The organism is Nitrobacter vulgaris (genome assembly GCF_002028545.1).
Lineage (GTDB): Bacteria > Pseudomonadota > Alphaproteobacteria > Rhizobiales > Xanthobacteraceae > Nitrobacter > Nitrobacter vulgaris.
Genome location: NZ_MWPQ01000064.1, coordinates 1 through 7,199, shown reverse-complemented (window position 1 = coordinate 7,199; position 7,199 = coordinate 1). Strand labels below are relative to the sequence as shown.

The 7,199-nt window shown below is 59.2% G+C and carries 4 protein-coding genes and 1 pseudogene; 2 read left to right on the top strand and 3 right to left on the bottom strand.

The annotated features are described in order from the left end of the window. Positions 1-559: 559 nt before the first annotated feature. Both B2M20_RS17645 and B2M20_RS17640 read right to left on the bottom strand, forming a co-directional pair. Positions 560-1,663, bottom strand: a complete 1,104-nt coding sequence (locus B2M20_RS17645; RefSeq protein ID WP_079448335.1) for a S1C family serine protease — start codon at positions 1,661-1,663, stop codon at positions 560-562. An 801-nt stretch (positions 1,664-2,464) separates the two neighbouring features. Continuing rightward, complete coding sequence (locus B2M20_RS17640) at positions 2,465-2,956, bottom strand: hypothetical protein (RefSeq protein ID WP_079448334.1); 492 nt, start codon at positions 2,954-2,956, stop codon at positions 2,465-2,467. A gap of 876 nt (positions 2,957-3,832) precedes the next feature. Between B2M20_RS17640 and B2M20_RS20435 the strand changes: the two are divergent. Together B2M20_RS20435 and B2M20_RS17620 are read left to right on the top strand one after the other, a co-directional pair. Further along, positions 3,833-3,973: pseudogene (locus B2M20_RS20435) on the top strand (isochorismatase family protein); the annotation flags it as partial. Positions 3,974-4,135: 162 nt separating this feature from the next. Continuing rightward, on the top strand, positions 4,136-6,493 hold the full coding sequence (locus tag B2M20_RS17620) for a heavy metal translocating P-type ATPase (RefSeq protein ID WP_079448331.1): 2,358 nt from the start codon (positions 4,136-4,138) through the stop codon (positions 6,491-6,493). 306 nt (positions 6,494-6,799) lie between these two features. On the opposite strand, the gene B2M20_RS17615 is transcribed toward B2M20_RS17620, so the two are convergent. After that, positions 6,800-7,199 (bottom strand): FAD-linked oxidase C-terminal domain-containing protein (locus B2M20_RS17615; RefSeq protein ID WP_274533979.1); only part of this gene is annotated, 400 nt, incomplete at its 5' end.

Here is a 7,199-nt window from a genome sequence, read left to right as displayed (position 1 = left end):
AGATGGAGAAGCGCTTTCCGATGAGGACCTGTGTCTGCGATCTACTCCCTCGCCGTGAACGCGGAACAGCCGCTTGGTGAGGTGTTCGGCGGGGTCTTTTCGGTGCGCCGAATGGGAGGCTGGGTTGCAAGGGCTCTTGAAGACGCAATCCATTGGCGGGCCGAGTTCCAGACAGTCGCCCTGCTTCATTTCGTGCCGGACCTCGCCTTCGATAAAGACGAGTTCGCCTTCCAGGATCCATATGAGTTATCGCAGGAAGGCATAAGCGGACGCTGCATGGGACCACCTTGCCGGCAGGCAGGGTAACGTGAACCAGATGGAACGGCATATCAGAGGGCGGTGAAACGTATCATTCCGCTGATGTCCCGCATTTTATTGATCACCATCTCAAAATTTTTGTTTCGCAACCATTTGCGAATTTCAACCGGAGAAGCCCCCATACCGCTCTAGCCGAGTTTTACAAGGTGGCCCGGGCCGAAGGTGGCAAGCTTGTTCGAACTGCAGCGCTGTGGGCGCATGCCGCAGATTTAACAACGGATGCATTCGGGAATGCACTCGGCTAACCGCCGCCAATGTCAACGACATCGACGGAAACGCTCCGTGAAGAGCCATTGTGCTCGACGGTGAGTTGGATCCGGCCCGGAACCTTCACGCTCTCCAGCACCTCGGTGAGATCCGACAACCGCTGGACAGGCTTGCCTTCCACCGCCACGATCACGTCGCCGACCGTCCCGTCGCCCGCGTCGATGCCTTTGAGGCCCACGCGGTCAGCAGGAGAGCCGGGAACGGTTCGAACGATGACAACACCCTCAACGCCGATGCCTGTCGCAAGAGCTTCACTGGCCGCAATTATCCCGATGCCGGGAGTCGGCACGCGACCGGCTCGAATGAGCTCGGGAACGACGCGGTTGACCACATCGACCGGTATCGCGAAGCCAATGCCGGCATTGACCCCGGATGGCGAGATAATGGCTGTGGTGACTCCGATCAGACGTCCCGCGGAGTCGAGCAGAGGGCCGCCCGAATTGCCAGGATTGATCGCGGCATCAGTCTGAATCACGTTAGAGACCTCGCGTCCACCGGCGGTAGGCATTCGCCGCCGCAACGCACTTATCACACCGGTCGTCAGTGACTGATCGAGGCCGAACGGGTTGCCGATCGCATAGACGGACTGTCCGACCTTGAGGTCGGCGGATGAGCCGACAGGAAGTGGCGATGGCAACGAGGTCATGCTAAGCACTCGGACGACTGCAAGATCATAGTTTGGAGCCGTCCCTGTCACCTCGGCTCGTAACATGCTGCCAGAAGCGGTACGAACAGCAACTTTCCGCGCGCCACTGACGACATGGGCATTGGTAACAATGTTTCCTGCGAGGTCCCACAGGAATCCTGTCCCGCTTTCCATGCCCGGCGAATCGTCAGAACCAGGCAATCTCGAACGCCCTTCGCCAAGGGCAACGACCTGAACTACGGAAGGAGATGCCTGCTCGAACAGTTCGACCGTAGAATTTTCCAGACTCGACAAGTCGCCCCGCGGCTGGATTACCCGCGGCACTGAGGCAGCGAAGAATATCTGGCGTGCATAGGGGATCGCGAGCACTACTGTCAGCATGACGAGCACGGCGACGAACAAAGTGGCTCCTAAGAGTCGGAACGACCTCATGACATCTCTCCCAACGTCTCGTCTCCGGTATTCTGAATGACGCCTTATGCGATCGAGTCAAACGACCGGGCAAGACGGCCCATGGAGGCATCCCTTCACAGCCAATGTCCGAGCGTCGCGCACTGCATGACCATGGAGCCAACCCTTCCAAAGTTTGCAGGACCTCGACTGTCTTGCGAACTGCGCCATTATCGACGCGCGCCGCATCTTCGATCTCATTCAACCTGGGTCATTAACAATCTGTTTGTCGCAGATAATTCACGCCTTGTGGAAGCGGAGGAAAGTCGTCGGGCGCACCCATCGATCTCCGTCCCATCCTTTCGCATGCTGCAACGGGCTCTCGACCACCGCAAGCGGCGCTTCTTCAGTTTTAGTCGGAGTGGATGGTCGCGCCTCTCTGCAATGTACGGTAGACGCAGCAATACTGCGCGATCTCCAAACCTTCGTCCGTGAAGTTGCTCTTGCGTCTGGGAACACCCAGAAGCTATAATTACATAAGCGTTGCTAGCGTTATCTCCGACGCGCTGCTCACGAACGAAACCGAGTGCTCTGGCCGCGCCAGATGAAGGTGCCCGGCCGTTCAAGGTATTTCTGTCTGACAACCTGCACCTCCACAAGGATGCACGGGTCGCGACCGCCGGGCTCAGTGTCAGCGCGGGAACAAAATGTGCCAGATGGCGGTGTAAAAGTGTACCGGTCTGGTTTGGAGAAAAAAGAGCCGCGAAGCCCTTGTGGTTTGAGTTATCGCGCGCATTGAGGCGCGCGGAGCATAGCGCCGTTTCGTAAGCAACGCTCGGCATATCACTTTGTCTTCACTTGCTTCGCCGCCGACGTCACCGCGTCGAAGCGATAGCTCGCATGGCAGGCAACGCAGGCCGACAGCTGCGTGCTGAGTGTCGCGAGCAACTGCTCGCGGCTCGCACCCGAATCGGCTGCGGTAGCAATCTCATCGAAGCGCTTATGGACGCTGAGCCCAAGCTGCTTGAACTCGAGCGGCAACTTGGCCATCAGTGCCGGATTGACGTCGGCGGCCGCTGCCATACCGCTAGCGTGCGCCGCCTGCGCAACCTGCTTCAGGTTGCCTTCCTTCACCCCGTCGACGACAATCTGCACGGTCTCAAGCATGCCGCGCATTTCGGTGAGCACGAGATTGCGCTCATCTGATCCCAGCAGAACAGTCGTGCGCCCGTCGGGCGCCAGTTGCGTCTGACCGCGAAGGAAGAAGAGTGCGGCGACGGCAATGGTAACAAGCCAAAGGGCAATGGCAGTGATGGACAGCACACGTGCAGTCATAGATGTTCTCCTGTTGCACATGAATAGCAGTTGTTGCCGGTGAGTGACAGCCATCCTTGCGTCGCTGATGCTCGGCGATGTCCTCAACGTTACCTTGACACGATATAAACCAGACCGTCGTGCTGGACACAATGTGGCGGCCGTATCGACGCAGAACCATAAACTGGAACGCTAGATGCGGTGCAGGACTGCTCAAAGTGCACGATTGCACTCGTCGCCACACCCGCCGTTGCCGGCAAGCATGCGCTCGGTGATCCGGTGTTTCGCGCCGACCGCATCTTGTCGATGAGCGCGGTCCCGACTTGTTCGCCGCGGGCATGTCCAGAAAGATCGAAACGAACAACCGCCTGCGCAGCCGGTTGCTGACGGGGTTGCGGCGTTGGGGCAGTATGTCGAGCACATCGAACCGGACCTACAGCCTCAACCCGACGATCAATATCATGGGCGGCGATGATCCGCGTGCGATCGCCGTACAGATTCGCCGAGATGGAGCGGTATCTCCGCGAGCTTGAGGCCGAGCAGCGTGGATTTTGCGTGATCAGGGCAAAGCGAGCAGGATAGCCCTTTCCGCGAAGAGGCTGCCCAGCTCAGTTTAAATTTCTAACAATGAGATCAACGAAGGTTGGTTCGAACCTTTCATCGAGTTCGAGCGTCTCATCCATCGCTGGGAATTTCAGCGTCGAGTATGTATCAGCCAGCGCCGCCGGCGAACATATTCCGCCGGGAGGCGTTGTGTATTGAATGCATAAATCATGAAAGTAAGTCGGTCAATCGTCGGCTTGCCTTCCTGAGAAGTCGCGCGTTGTCTAAGATGAAGGCCGGTGGCTTCAAGTCGCTGTTTATCCAGGTCATCATTTTCTCGTCGGCCAGGAGACCGAAGTCATCGTGGTGAGTGCCATGAGTCACATGTGTGTGGACGCCACCACGCGGGCGGCAAACGACCTTGGCTACAGGACCGTCACCATCCATGATGCCTGCGCGACCCGCGATGTGAAGTTCGACGGCGCGACGGCTCCGCTGTGTATGAAATGGGTCTGCCGCTGGATTGATTTTGGCTCGTTGCTCCGGGCATCAGCTATGATTGATGTTGTGTGAGATGATGGGAAGACCGAGCACGGTATTTGGCAGAACCCGGTCAAGATGAATTCAACATACCCAAGTGAGGCGGCAGGTTAAAAAATGCGCGAACACAGCGAGCATCCTCACCATTCCCATAATCATGTCCATTCGGGCGATACGCATCGGATGAAGGACCCTGTATGCGGCATGGAGGTCGATCCACAGGCCGCTGAACATTTTCTGACCGACGAGGGGTACACCCACTATTTTTGCTCGGCGTCATGCAAGGTAAAATTCGAGGCCGATCCCGCCCGATATGTTAGCGGGCGCATCGCTGCCTCCGCACCGCAAGCGGCCGAAGGTACGATCTGGACCTGCCCGATGCACCCCGAGATCCGGCAGGACGAACCGGGAAGCTGCCCGATCTGCGGCATGGCGCTGGAACCGCTGATCGTCACCGCCGACAGCGGTTCAAGTCCTGAACTCGCCGATATGACGAAGCGCTTCTGGATCGGGTTGGTTCTCGCAGTTCCGGTATTCGGGCTCGAAATGGGCAGTCATCTTTTTCCGGACCTGCATCATCTTGTGCCAACCAAAGTTTCCATCTGGATACAGCTTGTTCTGGCGACACCGGTGGTCCTGTGGTGCGGCTGGCCATTCTTCGAGCGGGCTTGGGCGTCGCTGGTCAATCGCAGCCTCAACATGTTCACACTGATCGCGATGGGTACTGGCGTTGCCTGGACCTACAGCATCGTTGCCGCCATTGCGCCGAGAATTTTTCCGGCTACTTTCCGCGCGGATGACGGCACGGTCGCGGTCTATTTCGAGGCGGCGGCGGTCATTACTGTTCTGGTGCTGCTGGGTCAGGTACTGGAACTGCGCGCACGCGAGCAGACCTCCGGCGCGATCAAGGCGCTTCTCGATCTTGCACCGAAGACGGCGCGGCGCATCCGTGATGACGGCGTGGAGGAAGACGTGCCTGTGGAACACGTCGCGCTTGGCGACAGGCTGCGCGTCCGTCCCGGCGAAACCGTGCCGGTTGATGGCGTCGTGGAAGACGGGCGCTCGTCGCTTGATGAGGCGATGGTCACCGGAGAATCCATGCCCGTCACCAGGACTGTAGGCGCTCATGTCATCGGCGGCACGTTGAACCAGACCGGTGCGTTGGTAATCCGTGCCGAAAAGGTCGGTCGCGACACCATGCTATCGCGCATCGTTCAGATGGTCGCCGACGCGCAGCGCTCGCGCGCGCCGATCCAGCGCATGGCCGACCAAGTCTCCGGCTGGTTCGTGCCGCTGGTTATCGTCATCGCGATTGTTGCTTTCGTCGTCTGGGGCATCTGGGGGCCGGAGCCGCGCTTCGCCTATGGGCTGGTCGTGGCTGTTTCCGTGCTGATCATCGCCTGTCCTTGTGCGCTCGGGCTGGCGACCCCGATGTCGATTATGGTCGGGGTCGGCAAGGGCGCAGGCGCAGGCGTGCTCATCAAGAACGCCGAAGCGCTCGAACAAATGGAAAAGGTCGACACGCTTGTTGTCGACAAGACGGGAACGCTCACCGAAGGCAAGCCGTCCGTGACCGCGATCGTAGCGGCGACCGGTTTTGATGAGGCCGAAATCCTACGGCTGGCCGCTGGCGTCGAAAGGGTTTCGGAGCATCCACTTGCCCTCGCGATTGTGGCGGCGGCAGACGCGAAGGGCATCGTCATTCCGGCAGTGACTGACTTTGACTCGCCGCTCGGCAAGGGCGCGCTCGGCAGCGTCGAGGGCAAGGCGATCGTGCTCGGCAACTCCTCGTTCATGAAAGAGCATGGCATTGATCCATCGGCTCTCGCCGTGCAAGCGGACGGATTGCGCCATGATGGCGCGACGGCGATCTATATCGGCATCGACGGTGTGGTCGGCGGCATTTTCGCTATCGCCGATCCGGTCAAGATGACGACCGCCGAAGCGATCGACGCGTTGCATGCGGAAGGCATTCGCATCGTCATGCTGACCGGCGACAACAAGACCACGGCGGAGGCGGTCGCCCGCAAACTTGGCATAGACGAGGTCGAAGCGGACGTTCTGCCGGATCAGAAGAGTGCGGTGGTGAACCGTCTCAAGGCGGAAGGCCGCGTGGTAGCAATGGCTGGTGATGGGGTGAACGACGCTCCAGCGCTTGCGGCAGCTGATGTTGGCATCGCCATGGGTACAGGCACCGATGTCGCCATCGAGAGCGCTGGTATCACCCTGCTGCAGGGTGATCTTACGGGGATCGTCAAGGCGCGGCGGCTGTCGCAGGCAACGATGGGGAACATTCGCCAGAACCTGTTCTTCGCCTTCATCTATAATGCGGCAGGAATCCCGCTGGCGGCTGGCGTACTCTACCCTGCATTCGGCCTACTGCTGTCACCGATCGTCGCCGCTGCCGCGATGGCGCTTTCGTCGGTCAGCGTCATCGCAAATGCATTGCGACTACGCGGATTAAAGCTTGGCTGACGCCACTCGGCAGGGAGCGGCATCGTCGCGATCGAGACCGGTTCTGGCCGCCAAAGACCATCGCCTTGCACTAGGAATGCATTCGACCGGTCGGAGCTTGGAACTGGCTGCCATAGTGCCCAGCTTTGTTCCGGAATAGTTGAATTTTGGCGCGCTCTAGAGCGAGCTGACCTCAAAATTGGAGGGGCTCGTTTGCCGTTGAAGGCCGGCTGCCTCGTGGCATCGGTCTCGAACAGCTTCGCGGGCTCACAGCCGGATGGAAGTTCTATGAAATATTCCACCGCCTCACCTATCGAAGCGCGGAGGTCAGGACTTTTTATAGGTATCCAGGTCGATGCCCGAGCGACCCGGAGCCAAAATATTGTTCGGATCCAACGCGCGTTTGATGGCGTGTTCCACGTCGCGCTTGACCGAGCCATAACTCTGCGCAACACGCTGCTGGAAGCGAGTGTTCACACGGTAAACCGCGTAGCCTTCCTTTTCGAACTCGTCCAACAGCTCGTTGAAGCAGGCATCCGCACGCTTAGTTTCCTCCGCATCCGTGCGATCGAAAAGCACGTCGATGACGTGATGCATATCGCGCGGACCGACGATAAACTCGGCCACATAATCTAGACCGTGCTTGTGCAGGATGCGCTTAGCCAACCGCGCCTGCTTCTCGCACTCGCTGCCTCGCGCTTCGCTGACCGGCGCGAACCACATGGAG